The following is a 13,851-nucleotide window of genomic DNA, read 5'->3' on the forward strand; positions in this document are numbered from 1 at the left end:
GGTTGGCGGCGATGCCGTCGCTTTCCAAACCGGCTCACCGTGACGCCTTGCGCTTTGGCTGCCCAGCCATCCGCCCTGTCACGCGATTCGGACACGAATCCACAGCGACCTCACCTGTTCCAGGTTGACCAACCATTTCGTTGGCACCTGGTCGCAGCGCTTTTGCCTTCTGGCTTCGCCGGAAGCGGCAGCGCTTTGTCCTGGCTTGAAAGAATAATCATGAATGAAGAATTGAACCCCGTTGCCGAACCGTCGAAGCTCGACGTGCTGGCCCGCGAACTCGACGCAGCTGAAGGCGTCAACGCCCCCGAAGAAGCCGATACCGATACTTCCGGTGGCCCACGTTTCTCGGACCTGGGTCTGGACGCCATGCTGATCAAGGCATTGACCGACTCCGGCTACACGCAACCGACCACGGTGCAGGTCCAGTCCATTCCCATGGCCATGAATGGCGCCGACCTGAAGGTCGCCGCCAGCACTGGCAGCGGCAAGACCGCCGCCTTCATGTTGCCCGCACTGCAACGCCTGATCACCGCCCGTGGCGATGGCAAGCGCCGCGAAAAAGGCACGGTCCATGGTCCCCGCATCCTGGTCCTGGCACCCACCCGCGAACTGGCCATGCAAGTCGCCAAGGCCGCATCGACCTATGGTCGCCACATGCAAGGCCTGCGCGTTGCCACCGTCGTTGGTGGTGTGCCTTACGCAGCTCAACTGAAGGCCCTGCGTGGTCCTCTGGATGTGCTGATCGCCACCCCTGGCCGCCTGATCGACCACTTGGGCACCGGCGTTTGCGTGCTGTCCAACCTGGAAGTGCTGGTCTTGGACGAAGCTGACCGCATGTTGGACATGGGCTTCATCGAAGACATCGAACACATCGCTGCTCAAACGCCCGCCGATCGCCAGACCCTGATGTTCAGCGCGACCTTCGCCGGTCACGTTGGCAAGCTGGCCGCGCGCTTGACCCGTCCCGATGCACAAAGCATTGACGTGGCCTCGCACACCGACAGCCATGAAAACATCGAACAGCGCCTGCACTACGCTGACCACTTCGCGCACAAGAACGACCTGCTGGACAGCCTGCTGACCCAGCGTGACGTCGACCAAGCCGTGATCTTCACCAGCACCCAACGCGACGCCGACATCCTGGCCGACCGTCTGGCCGACCTGGGCCACGAAGTCGCCGCCCTGCACGGTGGCATGCCCCAAGGCCGCCGCACCCGCGTGCTGCAAGCCTTGCGTCAACGTCAATTGAAGATCCTGGTGGCCACCGACGTCGCCGCCCGCGGCATCGACGTGCCCACGATCACTCACGTGATCAACTACGGCATGCCCATGAAGCCTGAAGATTACGTTCACCGCATTGGCCGTACCGGCCGTGCCGGTCGCAGTGGCTTGGCCGTGACGATCGCCGAACGCCGTGACATCCCCATGCTGCGCCGCATTGAGCGTTACACCACGCAGAACATCCCCGTGGCGACCATCGCCGGCCTGGAACCCAAGGCCCCGATGCAGTCCAGCGGACCGATGCGCACTGGCAAGCCCATGCCCGGTCACCGCGGCCCCCGTGAAGGTGGCTTTGGTGGTGGCGGCCGTTCGTACGGCGCCCCTCGTGAAGGCGGCTTCGGTGGCGGCGGTGGTGGTTTCGGTGGCGGCAACAACAACGGCGGCGGTTATCAAAACCGTGGCCCGCGTCGTGATGGCCCCGCTGAAGGTGGCTACAACAGCCGCCCCAGCTTCGGCAGCGATCAACCGCGTGGCGATTTCCGCCCTGCCGGTGGTGACGACCGTCCTGCTTTCGGTGGCGGCCCCCGTGGCGACAGCAAGCCTTCGTTTGGCGCCAACAAGCCCGCGTTCGGCGCCAACAAGCCTTCGTTTGGTGGCAAGCCTTCTTTCGGTGGCCCAAAGCCCTCGTTCGGCGGCAAGCCCTCCTTCGGTGGCCCGAAGCGCCAAGGTGGCGGCTTCAAGCGCGAAGACTGATCAATCAGTCAGACTGGACTGACCTCAGGGTTGGTCCAGCACATCCGCCCCTGCCGGGGGCGTGAATTGAAAACGGGTGGCTGGCAAAGTCACCCGTGATTCAAACTGGGCAAAGTCCAGTCTTGATCGTTGACCAAAGCCGTCCTCGATCACCAGCGCGGCCAACACACCCGCCTTGAACCCGACCCGCACCGAACGGAACTGTCCGTCCTTGTCGCGTGGTACCGCTTCCACCCATTCCAAATTTGAATCCGCGCCTGAGGCGGATGCCTTTGGCACGTCCTTCAGCGTGAAGTCCTTGTCCAGCGATCCGCCCGACAGGAGCGCCGCCGGTGTGGCACCCAATGCATTGCTCATGGGCCGCACTGTGACCTGGTTCAGGTCGGCATCCCACAGCCACACCTTTTGGCCGTCGCCCACGATCAACTGTTCGGTCGGTGTGCTGTAGGCAAAGCGGAATCGATTGGGCCTTTGGAACTCAAGACTGCCAGCAGACTTGCGGGTCTTCTTGCCATCGGGTGAAGTCACCAGTTGGGTGAAGTTGCCCCGGCCGGTGCTCACGTCCTTGACGAAAGCGCGCAAGGAAGCTACGCCATCGGCGTGGGCCAGGGGCGTGAGCAAGGCACCGACGGCCAGGCTCAGCACCGCGAATCTCCATCTGAACGGGGTCATCATATTTGTCGAATTGATCGTCATCAAGCGTCCCAGGGGGCGGCGGTTGCACCACCATCGCCAGTGCGGTTGGGCACCAGCAGCTCACGGTTGCCATTGGTGGCCATGTTGGACACCAGGCCTGATTTTTCCATCTGCTCCAGCAGACGAGCAGCGCGGTTGTAGCCGATGCGCAGATGGCGCTGCACCAGCGAGATCGAGGCTTTGCGGTGCTGCAGCACGATGGCCACAGCCTGGTCGTACATGGGGTCGGATTCAGAGTCGCCACCACCGCCTGGCGCGCCATCGCTGCCAGCGTCGCCGTCCAGCACGCCACCTTCGAGGATGCCCTCAATGTAGTTGGGTTCGCCCTGCGATTTGAGGTACTCGACCACGCGGTGCACTTCGTCGTCGCTGACAAAGGCGCCATGCACGCGCACTGGCAAGCCGCTGCCTGAGGACAGGTAAAGCATGTCACCCTGCCCCAACAAAGCTTCGGCGCCCATCTGGTCAAGGATGGTGCGGCTGTCGATCTTGCTGCTGACCTGGAAGGAGATCCGCGTGGGAATGTTGGCCTTGATCAGCCCTGTGATCACGTCAACGCTGGGGCGCTGCGTGGCCAAAATGAGGTGGACGCCCGAAGCCCGCGCCTTCTGCGCCAGGCGGGCAATCAACTCTTCGATCTTCTTGCCCACCACCATCATCAGGTCGGCCAACTCGTCAATGATGATGACGATGAAGGGCATGCGCTGTTGCGGCTCGGGCGACTCTGGCGTCAGGCTGAAGGGATTGGGCAGATGCTCGCCACGCGAGGCGGCCTCGTCGATTTTCTTGTTGTAGCCAGCCAGGTTGCGCACCCCCATCTTGCTCATGAGCTTGTAGCGGCGCTCCATCTCGCCCACCGCCCAGTTCAGCGCGTTGGACGCCTGTTTCATGTCGGTCACGACCGGGCACAACAGGTGCGGAATGCCTTCGTAGACGCTCATTTCCAGCATCTTCGGATCGATCAGGATCAGGCGAACATCGCGCGCCTCGGCTTTGTAGAGCAGGCTCAAGATCGTGGCATTGATGCCCACCGATTTGCCCGAGCCGGTGGTGCCGGCCACCAGGCAGTGCGGCATCTTGGTCAGGTCGGCCACCACGGGCGCGCCGATGATGTCCTTACCCAGGCCCACGGTCAGCATGGACTGCGCGTCGTTGTAGACCTGCGAGCCCAGGATCTCGGCCAGGCGGATCATCTGGCGCTTGGCGTTGGGCAGCTCCAGCGCCATCAGGTTCTTGCCCGGAATGGTTTCAACCACGCGGATCGACACCAGCGACAGCGAGCGCGCCAGGTCTTTGGCCAGGTTGACGATCTGCGAGCCCTTCACACCCGTGGCCGGTTCAATCTCGTAGCGCGTGATGACCGGGCCGGGCGAAGCCGCGACCACGCGCACTTCCACGCCAAAGTCCTTGAGCTTCTTCTCGATCATCCGGGACGTCATCTCCAGCGTCTCGGGCGTCACGGTTTCCATGCGGCCCTGGGCAGCGTCCAGCAGCGCGATCTGCGGCAGCTTGGTGTCGGCCATGTCAGAGAACAGCGGCTTTTGCTGCTCCTTGATGATGCGGTCGGACTTGGGCACCTCGACCATCGGCTTTTCGATCACCAGGGGAATGGGCTCCAGCGGCTGCTCGTGGCGGATCTCTTCGGCCACGCGTTCGCGCTCGATGGTGGCTTCTTCGCCGATGCGCAGATCAACGGCCTCTTCGCGCTTGGCCTCTCGGCGCTCGCGGACGCGCTCGAACAAGCCGCCAATGCGCTCGGCGATGTCCAACCATGAAAAATGCAGGGCCAGCGACAAGCCAGCAATCAGCAAGGCGATCCAAACCACGCCCGAGCCGTTGAAGCCGAGCCATTTGTGGCCGAACTGACCCAAGGTCATGCCCAGGATGCCACCAGCGTGCTCTCCGGCCAAAGTGGCTTCATGCCGGTACAGGCGCGACCATTCAAGCGCGCAACTGGCCGACATCAACAGGATCACGCCCAGCCAGAACAACCAGCGGGAGGGCCGCGCATCTGCCGACTGACTCAGTGGCAATGCGCCAGAAGGAATGAGGGAAACCGCCGTGTCACGACGCAACCAACGGGCCAGCGCACTGAGCCAGACTCGCGCGCCAACGATCAGCCCCCACCAGGCGGATTGTCCGAACAAAAACAGAGCGACATCAGAGGCGTAGGCGCCCAGGTGCCCGCCCCAATTGGCGGCATCCTGGTTCAAACCCGAGGTGGTGAAAGCCGCATCAAGCCGACTGTGGCTGGCCAGGGACAGCAAGGCCAGCACCAGCAGCACGCCGCCCATCAGCAAGCCAGCCTGGAAGCGAAAGGTATTTTCAAGCGGTGGGCCGGGCGGTTCGGGCACCACCACGACGGGACTGCGGTGCAGTCGCCCAGTCACGCGCGCAGACGCAGAAGCGTCCGGGCGTCGGTCGGATTTGGCGTCCGCAGACGCCTCATGGCGGAGTGAACCCAACGGAAAAGTCATGCCCGCATTGTGCGGGCATTTTCAAAGCAAGGGAGGCTGGGGGGACTCGCGTCAAGCGGTGGCCACCAAGCGCTCCTTGAGCACCACGCTGCCCGTTTCCTGGGTTTCGATCAAGCCACGCTCTTCCAGGTCCTTCATGACGCGGCTGACCATTTCGCGCGAGGCACCCACGTGTTTGGCCAGATCCTGGCGAGACACCTTGCCGCGAATGACCTTGGCACCGTCGTCTTCGTCGGCCATGTCCAGCAGGGCGCGGGCCACGCGGCCATAAACGTCCAGCAGGGCCAGGGATTCAATCTGGCGATCGGCATTGCGCAGGCGCTGCACCAGGCCGCGCAAAATTGCGTAGGACAGGCTGGAGTTTTCAGGCAAGCAACGGGCAAAATCTGCACGTCCCAGCACCAGCACATCGGTCTGCACTTCGGCGCGAACCGTGGCCGAATGGGGGTCGTTGTCGATCAGGCTCATTTCACCGAGGTAGTCACCGGCCTCCAGCACCGCCAGGATCACTTCACGGCCACGCTCGTCCGAGGCCACCACACGGGCGCGGCCCGTCAGGAGAATGAACAGAGAATTGGTCTTGCGACCCCGCTCGACGATGAGCTCCCCACGGCGATAGCGGCGTTTGACGACGCCCTCTGCGATGGCCTCGGCCTGTGCTGCCGTGAGCATCGAGAACAGCGGTACGCGCCGGATCAGGTCGAGATTGGACAGCATGGCCATGGAAAGCTCCTCATTGGATGAATTCGAGGTGAACCATTCACCTTATCTGTGTGAGACAAATCACCAGTCCCTACAATTTTCGGCAGGACTCCAGGAATTTGTAGGCACTTTATCGATTGCAAACCCTAATCCAAGCCCAAATATGAGGCTGGAAACCCGCACAGTTTGAACACCACAAGGAAAAACGATGTCTACCGCCCAACATAGCAACGTCCTGATCCTGGGATCGGGCCCCGCCGGCTACAGCGCCGCCATCTACGCTGCCCGCGCCAATTTGCACCCCACCCTGGTCACGGGCATGGCCCAGGGCGGACAACTGATGACCACCACCGAAGTGGACAACTGGCCAGCCGACGTGAACGGCGTTCAAGGCCCAGAGCTGATGCAGCGCTTTCAGGAGCACGCCGAGCGCTTTCACACCAAGATGCTGTACGACCACATCAACGAGGTTGACCTGTCCAAACGCCCCTTCACGCTCAAAGGTGACTCCGGCACCTACACCACCAACGCGCTGATCATCGCCACCGGAGCCTCGGCACAGTACCTGGGGCTGCCCTCTGAAGAAGCCTTCATGGGCCGCGGCGTGAGCGGCTGCGCCACCTGCGATGGCTTCTTTTACCGCGATGCTGTCGTTTGCGTGGTCGGCGGCGGCAACACCGCTGTGGAAGAAGCGCTTTACCTGTCGAACATTGCCTCCAAGGTACACCTGATCCACCGCCGCGACAAGTTCCGCGCCGAGGCCATCTTGATCGACAAGGTTCACGAGAAAGTGGCTGCGGGCAAAATCGAACTGCACCTGTTCAAGACCCTGGACGAAGTGCTGGGTGACCAGAGCGGCGTGACCGGCGTGCGCCTGAAAAGCACCGTGGACGAAAGCACCACCGAGCTGGAACTCAAGGGCTGCTTCATCGCCATTGGCCACAAGCCCAACACCGACATCTTCCAAGGCCAACTGGAGATGAAGGACGGCTACATCCTGACCAAGGGTGGCAGCAACGGCATGGCCACCATGACCAGCATTCCCGGCGTTTTTGCGGCTGGCGACGTGCAGGACCACATCTACCGCCAGGCCATCACCAGCGCTGGAACAGGCTGCATGGCGGCCCTGGATGCCCAGCGTTTCCTGGAGCAGGGCAGCGCTTGATGCACTGAAGTTGGCAGAGCTTGAGTTTTTGGTTATAATCTCAGTCTTTGCAAAATTCGTCCCGGTGTTCGGTGCTTGATTTCATGATTTTCATGAGTTGGGCGCCGTCACCGGAAGGGTGATGACCCAAGGGTTCAATTTTGAGTCCTTGTTCTGATCACTGCTTCGTCACACAAAGCGCAGCGGCAACAAGCGCAATCACAGCGAACGGAGAAGCGTCATGGCACGCGTCTGTCAAGTCACGGGTAAGGGCCCGATGGTGGGAAACAATGTTTCTCACGCGAATAACAAAACCAAGCGTCGTTTTCTGCCTAATCTGCAGTACCGTCGTTTTTGGGTCGAGAGCGAAAACCGTTGGGTGCGTCTGCGCATCAGCACATCGGCTTTGCGCTTGATCGACAAAGTGGGCATCGACCAGGTCCTGACCGACCTGCGTGCCCGTGGCCAACTGTGATCCGGGAGCTGAATCATGGCATCTAAAGGCGGACGCGAAAAGATCAAGCTGGAATCCACTGCGGGTACCGGCCACTTTTACACCACGACCAAGAACAAGAAGACCACGCCCAACAAGCTGGAATTCATGAAGTTCGACCCCAAGGCTCGCAAGCATGTGGCCTACAAGGAAATCAAGCTGAAGTAATTCAGACTGGTTTGCTTGTCGCAAGAACCCGCTCGGCGCAAGCTCAGCGGGTTTTTTCATGGCCGCATGGCAAAGGCAATGCTTGCCACCCATGAAAAAACCCCGCACTGCGGGGCTTATGAATCACATAGGAAGAGAGCGCAGGGAGCGCTCTCGCCTGCTCGCATCTATCAGGCGTGCGCGGCTCGCAGCTTGCGGGAGAAGTCTTCGAGGGCGGCCACACCACTGGCTTCGGCGCGCTGACACCAGCCCTGCAGATCGACCACCAATTGCTCGGCCGACACATTGGTGCGCGTCCACAGGGCGCGCAACTCTTCGCGCATCACGATCAGCTTGTCCAGCTTGGGATGAGCTTCACGCGCTTGAGAGATTTCGCTGCGCAAACCTTGTGGCACCTTGTCGTCATCGCGGTGCAGCCAGTGGCGCACGCGCTGCAACTTGTCGGCAGCGGCTTCCTGCCCGCCAGCTTTCAGCTTGGCCAACTCGGCCGAGCAGGCGGCGCTGACTTCACGAGCGTAACCGGCCATCAACTCGTAACGGTGGGCCACGATGGCCTCCAACGTCTTGGCATCGGCCACCGGACGGATATCGCCCAGCATCAGACGAGGAACGGTCTTGCGGACCTTGGCCAAGTGCATCATTTCCAGAGCACGGATATACCCCCAGCCAATGTCGAACTCGTAAGGCTTGACCGACAGCTTGGCCGAGGTGGGGTAGGTGTGGTGGTTGTTGTGCAGCTCTTCGCCACCAATGATGATGCCCCAGGGCGAGATGTTGGTGGAGGCATCGGGCGCCTCGAAATTGCGGTAACCCCACCAGTGGCCCAGACCGTTGATGATGCCCGCCGCCGTCACGGGGATCCACAGCATTTGCACGGCCCAGACCGTGATGCCAATGGCGCCGAACAGGAACAGGTCCAGCAACAACATCAGGATCACACCCCAATTGGCTTTGCCGGTGTAGACGACCTTTTCCACCCAGTCGTTGGGCGTGTTGTGCCCGTATTTTTTCAGAGTTTCCTGATTTTCAGCCTCGGCGGCATACAACTCGCGACCGCGCAGGAGCACAGTTTTGATGCCGTGGGCGACCGGACTGTGGGGGTCTTCTTCGGTTTCGCACTTGGCGTGGTGCTTGCGGTGGATGGCCACCCACTCTTTGGTGACGATGCTGGTCGTCAACCAAAGCCAGAAGCGGAAGAAATGCGACGGGAGGGGATGCAACTCCAGGGCGCGGTGCGCTTGAGCACGATGCAGGAAGATCGTGACAGAAGCGATGGTGATGTGGGTCAAGACGAGCGTGGCGACCAGAACTTGCCACCAACTGGCTTGAAGAATCCCATCAATCGACCATTGCACGAGCGTGTCGTGGACTGCACCCATGGACAGAAAATCAAACATTCAAAAACCTTTCGAACGGAACCAGCCATTGTAGGCGGCTCGCGGTAGATGGGTGCGCTCTCGTGTCAAAACAATAGGGGTTGCGGCGCCTTCCAATCAGCGTGGCAACCCTCGTGCCGTCCTGGGACCTGCGGCATTTTCCACGCTATCCAAGTTTGTTTCCAACGCCGGATATTGGGCGCCGGAAAAAAAGGCTCCGGCCGGTTCAATTCCCGTCAAGGGCATCGCCAATCTGGCTGCTGAGCAGCTCGGCCAAGGCTCGGCGATCGGCATGGCTGGCCGCCTGCAGGGGCAGCACCGTCACGTGGACCGTCAACTGGCGGGCCGTGACCACACCCCACAGGGACTGCCACAAGGTGGTATCGCCCACGAAAGCGGCGGCCGGACTGATGTCATGCAACTCATCGCAGTAACGCAGCGCAACCGGCTGCACCGGCTCTTTGGCGTCGATCGCAGCCTGCAACATGTTGGCGTGAAAATGCAGCAACTTGTGGCCATCGCCCGTGGTGCCCTCGGGAAACACGGCGACGGTGTACCCGTTTTGCAGCGCACTGGACATCAAACCCAGGACGCGCATGGCGTCTCGGCGGCGCTCACGCTGAAGGTACAAGGTGCCGGCGGCGGTCACCATGAAGCCCACAACTGGCCAGCCTGCCACTTCGGCCTTGGAGACGAAGCGCGAGGGCACGACCGAATTGATGGCCACGATGTCGAGCCAGGACACATGGTTGGACACCACCAATTTGGCGCCAGGGCGGGGGTGTCCCTTGACGACCAAGGTGACGCCCAGCACCTTGAGCATCTGCTGCGACCAGCGGCGCACCGTCTCATCCCGCTCATCAGCAGGTCGGTCGACATACGCAATGCGTGCCAGCCAAAGCCCGCGCACGATGTGCCCGACGATGCCCAACAGGCGCCAGGGTCCCATCACCCAGCTTGACCAAGTGCGACTCACCGGTGCTGTCGCGGAAAAGGCTTTGTCGGGCACAGCTTAGACAGCTTCGTGGGCGACTTGCCCTGCCACCAAGGTCAAGCGGACCCGGCCAGGCAGGTCTGTGCCTGACACCTCGAACGCGAAGGGCGTGTGCTTGCCCTGGCTGGTCAAAATGCTCGGAACAGCTTGCCAGCGCGCCGTGGGATCAAAAACGCAGACGTCGGCCACCCCACCCTGCACCAGGCGTCCGGCACTGGAAGACAGCGAACCCAAGGCATCACCCAGAACTTTGACCGGACCTGCGGTCACGACCGACAGGGCCTGCCGCAATCTGGCGGGATGGGCGGGTTCATGGTGCTCGGCGCCGGCCCATTTCAGGGCCAGGCTGAGCAGCAGCTCCAGGCCCGTGGCACCGGGTTCGGCTTCGCCGAAAGGCAAGGTTTTTTCGTCTTCGCTGACGGGGGTGTGGTCGGAGACCAGGGCATCAAGCGTGCCGTCGGCCAGTCCGGCTTGCAGGGCGTCGCGGTCGCGGCCCTGGCGCAATGGCGGGTTCAGGCGCATGGCCGAGTTGAAGTAGCCAATGTCCACGTCGGTCAACAACAGGGAGTTGATGCTGACGTCGGCAGTGATGGGCAGGCTCTGGGCTTTGGCCTGACGGACCAGGTCGACACCAGCGGCGCTGGAAATGCGGCACAAGTGAACCCGGGCGCCCGTGGCGCGCACCAATTCAATGATGGTGTGCAGCGCGATGGTTTCGGCGCTGGCGGGCACGCCCGACAGACCCAGGCGCGTGGCGACTGGGCCGCTGGCGGCCACGCCCTTGCCAAGCCAGGCGTCCTGAGGGCGCAGCCAGACGGTGTAGCCGAAGGTGGCGGCGTATTGCAGGGCGCGTTGAAGCACCTGGGTGTCGCGCACGGGCACTTCGGCTTGAGAAAAGCCCACGCAGCCGGCTTCGTGCAGCTCGGCCATCTCGGTCAGGGTTTCGCCCTTGAGGCCGCGCGTGAGTGCCCCCAAGGGGAACAGGCGGCAGCGGCTGAGCTTGCGGGCGCGAAACTTGAGCATCTCGACCAGGCCAGGCTCGTCCAGGGTGGGATCGGTGTCGGGCAGGCAAACCACGCTGGTGACCCCGCCAGCGGCGGCAGCAGCGAGCTCGGACTCAAGCATGCCTTCGTGCTCGTGGCCGGGTTCGCGCAGGCGCACGGCCAGGTCGACCAGGCCAGGGGCGACGATCAGGCCGGTGGCATCGATGATTCGGTCGGGCGTGAAGTCGGTCTTGGCGTCGCCGATCGCGGTGATGCGGCCACCGGTGATGGCCAGGTCACCGATTTGATCGAGGCTTGACGCGGGATCGACCAGGCGGCCGTTCTTGATGAGGATTTTCATGCTTCATTCCCGGCGATGATCGACATCACCGCCATGCGCACCGCGATGCCGAAGGTGACCTGGGGCAGGATGACACTTTGCTTGCCATCGGCCACGGCGGATTCGATCTCGACGCCCCGGTTGATGGGACCGGGGTGCATGACGATGGCATCGGGCTTGGCGTGGGCCAACTTTTCCTGGGTCAGGCCAAACTCTTTGAAGAACTCGCCCGCGCTGGGCAGCATGCCGCCAGACATGCGTTCATTCTGCAGGCGCAGCATGATGATGACGTCGGCATCCTTGATGCCTTCGACCATGTCGTGGCAGACGCGCACGCCCATCTCGCGCAGGTCGCCCGGCACCAGGGTGCGCGGGCCGACGACGCGCACTTCGGGCACGCCCAGCGTAGTCAAGGCGTGGATGTTGGAGCGGGCCACGCGCGAGTGCACGATGTCGCCCACGATGGCCACAGTCAGGTTGCTGAAGTCTTTTTTGTAGTGCCGGATGGTGAACATGTCCAGCAGCGCCTGCGTGGGGTGCGCGTGGCGGCCATCACCCGCGTTGACCACGTGCACGTGCGGGGCCACGTGCTGGGCGATCAGGTAAGGCGCGCCCGACTCGGCGTGGCGCACCACGAACATGTCAGCGTGCATGGCGCTCAGGTTGGCAATGGTGTCGAGCAGGCTTTCGCCCTTGGAGGCCGACGAGCGCGCGATGTCCAGGTTGATCACATCGGCGCTCAGGCGCTTGGCCGCGATCTCGAAGGTAGTGCGCGTGCGGGTGCTGTTCTCGAAGAACAGGTTGAACACGCTCTTGCCGCGCAGCAGCGGCACCTTCTTGACCTCGCGGTCATTGACGCTGAGGAAGGTCTCGGCCGTGTCCAGAATTTTGTGGATCACGGCCTTGGGCAGGCCTTCGGTGGACAGCAGGTGGATCAGCTCGCCGTGGCCGTTGAGCTGGGGATTGCGTTGCAGCTTGGCGGTCGTCATTCGACCCTCTCGAATTGGAACTGGAAACGTCCGTCGTCGGCGCGCACCAGGGACACGCGCTGGTCGGCCGGCAAGGTGATGCGGGCGGCGGACAGGGCCGGCTCGATGGGCAACTCGCGTCCGCCGCGGTCGACCAGCACCGCCAGGGTGACGCTGGCCGGGCGGCCGAAATCGAACATCTCGTTGATGACAGCGCGGATGGTGCGGCCGGTGTAAAGCACGTCGTCGATCAACAGGATGTGCCGGCCTTCGACGGAAAAAGGCAGTTGCGTGGCGTCGGTGGTGGCGGCCATGCCGCGCGAGCCATAGTCGTCACGGTGCAGTGCCGAGGAGATGACGCCGTGGGCTTCGGTGCGGCCCAGGTCCTGGCTCAGGCGCTCGGCCAGCCAAGCGCCGCCCGACCAGATGCCGACCAGGGCGGTGTCCGCCGTGACGATGCGGCGAACGCCGGACAGCAGGTTGGCGTATAGCGCCTCAGCGTCCAGGTGCAAGGTGTTTTGCTGATCGCTCACTCAAGCCCCTTTTTCGGAAAATTCAGGATGTTCGTTGAAAAACTGCTGCAGCAGGATGGCAGCGGACGCGGCGTCCAGGTCCCGGGCCCCATCCGCGTGGGCCTCGGTGGTGGAGTAACGCTCGTCCACCTCGTGCACCGGCAGCTTGAAGCGGCCTTGCAACTGGCGGGCAAAGCGGCGCGCGCGCAGGGTATTTTCATGCTCGGCGCCATCGGGGTGGAAAGGCACGCCCACCACCAGGGCATTCGGCCGCCATTCGTCGATCAGGCTGCCGATCTGCGCAAAGCGGGCATCGCCCTCGGCGGCGATGGTGCGCAAGGGCTGCGCCTGTCGCAGCAAGGTGTTGCCGCTGGCCACGCCCACCCGCTTGAGGCCGTAGTCGAAGGCCAAGTAGCTTTGGACCGCCACGCTCATCCGTGTCCGGCCTCGGAGGTGAGCATGCTGCGGTCGATGCCCAACAGAGACAGGGCCCGGTCGTAGCGCTCTTCCACCGGCGTGTCAAAGATGACGGCGGGCTCGGCGTTGACGTTGAGCCAGCCATTGCGGCCCAACTCGTCCTCCAGTTGCCCGGCGCCCCATCCTGCGTAGCCCAGGGTGATGAAGACCCGGCTGGGCCCGGCGCCGTTGGACAGGGCCTCCAGCACATCGCGCGAGGTGGTCATTTCCAGGCCACCCGGGATCTTCAAAGTGGAGCTGTAGTGACCGCCTTCGGCGTCAAGGCTGTCATGCAGGACAAAGCCGCGCTCAGTCTGCACCGGACCGCCGAAGTAGACTGGCCGGGACGCCAGGTCCTCGCGGTCCAGGCTCAAGTCCACTTTTTCGAATAAATTTCGCAGATTGATGTCGATGGGACGGTTGATGACGAGGCCCAAAGCCCCGTTTTCAGTGTGTTCACAGAGGTAAACAACCGCGCCCGCAAAGTTGCCATCGGTCATACCGGGCATGGCAATGAGGAACTGGTTGCTCAGATCGATAGAGGGTGCGCCTTCAGACATGCCAT

14 protein-coding genes are annotated in these 13,851 nt (G+C 62.6%); 4 read left to right on the forward strand and 10 right to left on the reverse strand.

Annotated features, from left to right (window positions below):
* Window positions 1-219 precede the first annotated feature (219 nt).
* Window positions 220-1,977, forward strand: a complete 1,758-nt coding sequence (locus tag PSV38_RS03905; protein WP_300545074.1) for a DEAD/DEAH box helicase — start codon at window positions 220-222, stop codon at window positions 1,975-1,977.
* Between the two features lie 24 nt (window positions 1,978-2,001).
* Here the strand turns inward: PSV38_RS03905 and lolA are convergent, their stop codons facing one another.
* From lolA to PSV38_RS03920, 3 genes are all read right to left on the reverse strand, one after another.
* On the reverse strand, window positions 2,002-2,652 hold the full coding sequence (gene lolA / locus PSV38_RS03910) for an outer membrane lipoprotein chaperone LolA (RefSeq protein WP_300545076.1): 651 nt from the start codon (window positions 2,650-2,652) through the stop codon (window positions 2,002-2,004).
* A gap of 20 nt (window positions 2,653-2,672) precedes the next feature.
* Complete coding sequence (locus PSV38_RS03915; protein WP_300545551.1) at window positions 2,673-4,967, reverse strand: DNA translocase FtsK; 2,295 nt, start codon at window positions 4,965-4,967, stop codon at window positions 2,673-2,675.
* Between the two features lie 234 nt (window positions 4,968-5,201).
* Complete coding sequence (locus tag PSV38_RS03920) at window positions 5,202-5,873, reverse strand: cyclic nucleotide-binding domain-containing protein (RefSeq protein WP_300545078.1); 672 nt, start codon at window positions 5,871-5,873, stop codon at window positions 5,202-5,204.
* Between the two features lie 187 nt (window positions 5,874-6,060).
* On the opposite strand from PSV38_RS03920, the gene trxB reads away from it, so the two are divergent.
* The 3 genes from trxB (at window position 6,061) to rpmG (ending at window position 7,657) form a co-directional block, all read left to right on the forward strand.
* Window positions 6,061-7,017 (forward strand): thioredoxin-disulfide reductase, encoded by a 957-nt coding sequence (gene trxB / locus PSV38_RS03925; RefSeq protein ID WP_300545080.1) that lies wholly within the window; start codon window positions 6,061-6,063, stop codon window positions 7,015-7,017.
* 220 nt (window positions 7,018-7,237) lie between these two features.
* Complete coding sequence (gene rpmB, locus PSV38_RS03930; RefSeq protein WP_230181975.1) at window positions 7,238-7,471, forward strand: 50S ribosomal protein L28; 234 nt, start codon at window positions 7,238-7,240, stop codon at window positions 7,469-7,471.
* Window positions 7,472-7,486: 15 nt separating this feature from the next.
* Window positions 7,487-7,657, forward strand: a complete 171-nt coding sequence (gene rpmG, locus PSV38_RS03935) for a 50S ribosomal protein L33 (RefSeq protein ID WP_230181974.1) — start codon at window positions 7,487-7,489, stop codon at window positions 7,655-7,657.
* Window positions 7,658-7,827: 170 nt separating this feature from the next.
* Here rpmG and PSV38_RS03940 read toward each other — a convergent pair whose 3' ends face one another.
* The 7 genes from PSV38_RS03940 to PSV38_RS03970 all read right to left on the reverse strand — a co-directional run bounded on the left by PSV38_RS03940 (window position 7,828) and on the right by PSV38_RS03970 (window position 13,846).
* Entirely contained in the window at window positions 7,828-9,054 is a 1,227-nt protein-coding gene (locus tag PSV38_RS03940) for a fatty acid desaturase (RefSeq protein WP_300545087.1), read from the reverse strand.
* A gap of 205 nt (window positions 9,055-9,259) precedes the next feature.
* A complete protein-coding gene (locus tag PSV38_RS03945; RefSeq protein WP_300545090.1) occupies window positions 9,260-9,982 on the reverse strand; it encodes a lysophospholipid acyltransferase family protein in 723 nt (240 codons plus the stop codon).
* A gap of 63 nt (window positions 9,983-10,045) precedes the next feature.
* Window positions 10,046-11,371, reverse strand: a complete 1,326-nt coding sequence (locus PSV38_RS03950; RefSeq protein ID WP_300545092.1) for a dihydroorotase — start codon at window positions 11,369-11,371, stop codon at window positions 10,046-10,048.
* A complete protein-coding gene (locus tag PSV38_RS03955; RefSeq protein WP_300545096.1) occupies window positions 11,368-12,339 on the reverse strand; it encodes an aspartate carbamoyltransferase catalytic subunit in 972 nt (323 codons plus the stop codon). Before PSV38_RS03955 ends, PSV38_RS03950 begins: the two co-directional genes overlap by 4 nt.
* Window positions 12,336-12,851 (reverse strand): bifunctional pyr operon transcriptional regulator/uracil phosphoribosyltransferase PyrR, encoded by a 516-nt coding sequence (pyrR, locus tag PSV38_RS03960; RefSeq protein WP_300545098.1) that lies wholly within the window; start codon window positions 12,849-12,851, stop codon window positions 12,336-12,338. Before pyrR ends, PSV38_RS03955 begins: the two co-directional genes overlap by 4 nt.
* Window positions 12,852-13,265, reverse strand: coding sequence for a Holliday junction resolvase RuvX (gene ruvX / locus PSV38_RS03965; protein ID WP_300545100.1), 414 nt, complete (start codon window positions 13,263-13,265; stop codon window positions 12,852-12,854).
* A complete protein-coding gene (locus PSV38_RS03970) occupies window positions 13,262-13,846 on the reverse strand; it encodes a YqgE/AlgH family protein (protein ID WP_300545101.1) in 585 nt (194 codons plus the stop codon). The genes ruvX and PSV38_RS03970 overlap by 4 nt, the downstream gene beginning before the upstream one ends.
* Window positions 13,847-13,851: the final 5 nt, after the last annotated feature.

The sequence above is a fragment of the Aquabacterium sp. genome (assembly GCF_029946005.1).
In the GTDB taxonomy this organism is placed as follows: domain Bacteria; phylum Pseudomonadota; class Gammaproteobacteria; order Burkholderiales; family Burkholderiaceae_C; genus Aquabacterium.

What these genes read in the sequence shown, in the direction of transcription:
- PSV38_RS03905 (WP_300545074.1), top strand. Translation starts at nt 220, where the DNA reads ATGAATGAAGAATTGAACCCCGTTGCCGAACCGTCGAAGCTCGACGTG.
- lolA (WP_300545076.1), bottom strand. Translation starts at nt 2,652, where the DNA reads ATGATGACCCCGTTCAGATGGAGATTCGCGGTGCTGAGCCTGGCCGTC.
- PSV38_RS03915 (WP_300545551.1), bottom strand. Translation starts at nt 4,967, where the DNA reads ATGGGCGGCGTGCTGCTGGTGCTGGCCTTGCTGTCCCTGGCCAGCCAC.
- PSV38_RS03920 (WP_300545078.1), bottom strand. Translation starts at nt 5,873, where the DNA reads ATGGCCATGCTGTCCAATCTCGACCTGATCCGGCGCGTACCGCTGTTC.
- trxB (WP_300545080.1), top strand. Translation starts at nt 6,061, where the DNA reads ATGTCTACCGCCCAACATAGCAACGTCCTGATCCTGGGATCGGGCCCC.
- rpmB (WP_230181975.1), top strand. Translation starts at nt 7,238, where the DNA reads ATGGCACGCGTCTGTCAAGTCACGGGTAAGGGCCCGATGGTGGGAAAC.
- rpmG (WP_230181974.1), top strand. Translation starts at nt 7,487, where the DNA reads ATGGCATCTAAAGGCGGACGCGAAAAGATCAAGCTGGAATCCACTGCG.
- PSV38_RS03940 (WP_300545087.1), bottom strand. Translation starts at nt 9,054, where the DNA reads ATGTTTGATTTTCTGTCCATGGGTGCAGTCCACGACACGCTCGTGCAA.
- PSV38_RS03945 (WP_300545090.1), bottom strand. Translation starts at nt 9,982, where the DNA reads ATGGGACCCTGGCGCCTGTTGGGCATCGTCGGGCACATCGTGCGCGGG.
- PSV38_RS03950 (WP_300545092.1), bottom strand. Translation starts at nt 11,371, where the DNA reads ATGAAAATCCTCATCAAGAACGGCCGCCTGGTCGATCCCGCGTCAAGC.
- PSV38_RS03955 (WP_300545096.1), bottom strand. Translation starts at nt 12,339, where the DNA reads ATGACGACCGCCAAGCTGCAACGCAATCCCCAGCTCAACGGCCACGGC.
- ruvX (WP_300545100.1), bottom strand. Translation starts at nt 13,265, where the DNA reads ATGAGCGTGGCGGTCCAAAGCTACTTGGCCTTCGACTACGGCCTCAAG.
- PSV38_RS03970 (WP_300545101.1), bottom strand. Translation starts at nt 13,846, where the DNA reads ATGTCTGAAGGCGCACCCTCTATCGATCTGAGCAACCAGTTCCTCATT.